The 2,265-nt window shown below is 69.8% G+C and carries 3 protein-coding genes; 1 reads left to right on the forward strand and 2 read right to left on the reverse strand.

The genetic code is table 11. The features are described 5' to 3' along the window. On the reverse strand, window positions 1-283 hold a 283-nt coding region (gene thpR / locus GRC12_RS43715), incomplete at its 3' end, for an RNA 2',3'-cyclic phosphodiesterase (RefSeq protein WP_208785989.1). A 104-nt stretch (window positions 284-387) separates the two neighbouring features. Here thpR and GRC12_RS43720 point away from each other — a divergent pair. Further along, complete coding sequence (locus tag GRC12_RS43720; RefSeq protein WP_208785990.1) at window positions 388-975, forward strand: Uma2 family endonuclease; 588 nt, start codon at window positions 388-390, stop codon at window positions 973-975. Between the two features lie 9 nt (window positions 976-984). Here GRC12_RS43720 and GRC12_RS43725 read toward each other — a convergent pair whose 3' ends face one another. Continuing rightward, window positions 985-2,250, reverse strand: a complete 1,266-nt coding sequence (locus tag GRC12_RS43725; RefSeq protein ID WP_208785991.1) for an MFS transporter — start codon at window positions 2,248-2,250, stop codon at window positions 985-987. Window positions 2,251-2,265: the final 15 nt, after the last annotated feature.

Here is a 2,265-nt window from a genome sequence, read left to right on the forward strand (position 1 = left end):
CCTCGGCTCCCGCCCACAGCACCCGCCCGTGCCCGAACTGCCCGCCGCCCCGCAGCGCCAGCGCGAAGGCGGCCGACCGCCGGGCCGCCCTCTCCAGCCGGTCCGACAGGTCCGGTACGACGTCGTCATCGACCTCGCCGTAGAAGGCCAGGGTGAAGTGCCACCCCGGCCGCCCGGTCCAGCGCAGGCCCTCCCCGCCCGGCAGCTTCCGCAACTCGTCCACCGCTGCGGCCAGTTCACCGGTCACGTCCTCGGGGGGCAGCACGGCGGCGAAGAGTCTCATGGGGCCAGTCTCGCCGCCATGTCCCTGCGTGACCCGGTCACCGTACGTATCGTTGTACTGCGCGGCTGTCCGTGACCGAGCGGCAGCCGGGGAGGAGCGCGACCGTGACCGTTCTTGAAGACAGGATCGAGATGGCCGAGGAGCGCGGCGAGCTGACTCTGGACGTCTTGTTCGAGCACCTCGAGAAGATGCCCATCCCCGAGGGAACGAAGATCGAGATCGTCGGGGGAAACATCTTCATGTCACCGCAGCGGCAGAACCACTGGGAGATCATCTTCGGCATCGCGAAGCAGTTGGACGCAAAGTATTCGCAGAAGCGTCTGGCCTCGGACGTGCGGATCGACTTCCCCGGCCATCTGAACGGTTTCGCCTGCGACCTGGCGGCCATGGCCGAACGGTCGGTGAAGGACGGCAAGGGCCGCTGGCGCTATCAGGACGTCGAGTTCGTCGTCGAGGTCATCTCCAAGGACACGGCGGCCAACGACTACGGCCCGAAGAAGGACACCTACGCCGCTGCCGAGGTGCCGGTGTACCTGGTCGTGGACCCGTACACCGGCGAGTGGCACCTGCACACCCTTCCGAAGGACGGCAAGTACCACAGCGACGTCAGCTTTCCCTTCGGTGAGGACGTCGACCTGACCGGCACCCCGGTCGGCCTGGTCCTCAAGACCGACGAGTTCCCCCGCGACTGACCCCGCAGCTCACGCAGCCGCGGCCAGTTCCTCGCGCGGCACGAACCGGACGACCGGGTGGCCCCGGTGCCAGCCGAGGGTGAGGCGGAGGTTGCCGACGCGGGCCAGGACCAGGCCGACGACGAGCGCCGCGCCCGCCGCGATCGCGCCGCCGACCGCCAGACCCGCCCGGACGCCGTAGGCGTCGGTGATCCAGCCGGCGATGGGCGCGCCGATGGGGGTGCCGCCCATGAACACCATCATGTAGAGCGACATCACCCGGCCGCGCATGGCCGGATCGGTGCCCATCTGGACCGTGGTGTTGGCGGTGACGTTGACGGTCATGCCGAACATGCCGATCGGGACCATGATCAGGGCGAAGAGCCACAGCGAGGGCGCCACGGCCGCCACCAGCTCCAGCGCGCCGAAGGCCATCGCCGCCGCGATCATCACCCGCATCCGTGCGGTGCCGCGCCGGGCCGCCAGCAGGGCGCCGACCAGGGAGCCGACCGCCATCAGCGTGTTGAAGGCGCTGTAGGAACCGGCTCCGGCGTGGAAGACGTCGTCCGCGAAGGCCGACAGGTACACCGGGAAGTTGAAGCCGAAGGTGCCGATGAACCCGATCAGGGCGATGGTCCAGATCAGGTCGGGGCGCCCGGCCACGTACCGCAGGCCCTCCCTCAGCTGGCCCTTCCCGCGCGGGGCGCGCTGGACGGGGTGCAGCTCGCGCGCCCGCATCAGCAGCAGGCCCGCGATCGGCGCGGCGAACGACAGCCCGTTGAAGAGGAACGCCCAGCCGGTGCCCACGCCGGTGATCATCACGCCGGCCACGGCGGGGCCGACGAGGCGCGCGGACTGGAAGTTCGCGGAGTTCAGGCTGACCGCGTTCTGCAGCTGGTCCGGGCCGACCATCTCGGAGACGAAGGACTGCCGGGCCGGGTTGTCGACGACCGTGGCGAGACCGACGGCGAACGCGGCGAGATAGACGTGCCAGACCTGGACATGGCCGGAGAGCGTGAGCAGCGCCAGCGCGATCCCGGTCAGGGCCATGGCGGACTGGGTGAACAGCAGCGCGGGGCGCTTGGGCAGCCGGTCGACGAGGACACCGCCGTAGAGGCCGAAGAGCAGCATCGGCAGGAACTGCAGGGCGGTGGTGACGCCGACGGCGGTCGCGGAGCCGGTGAGGCTGAGGACCAGCCAGTCCTGGGCGATGCGCTGCATCCAGGTGCCGATGTTCGAGACGACCTGGCCGGCGAAGAACAGCCGGTAGTTGCGGATCTTCAGCGAGCTGAACATCGAGGACTTGCGGGG

Origin of the sequence: Streptomyces griseorubiginosus (assembly GCF_017614965.1) — a bacterium.
GTDB classification, from domain to species: Bacteria; Actinomycetota; Actinomycetes; order Streptomycetales; family Streptomycetaceae; genus Streptomyces; species Streptomyces griseorubiginosus_B.

Coding starts and splice junctions, on each gene's coding strand:
- GRC12_RS43725 (WP_208785991.1), bottom strand. CDS start 2,250: ATGTTCAGCTCGCTGAAGATCCGCAACTACCGGCTGTTCTTCGCCGGC.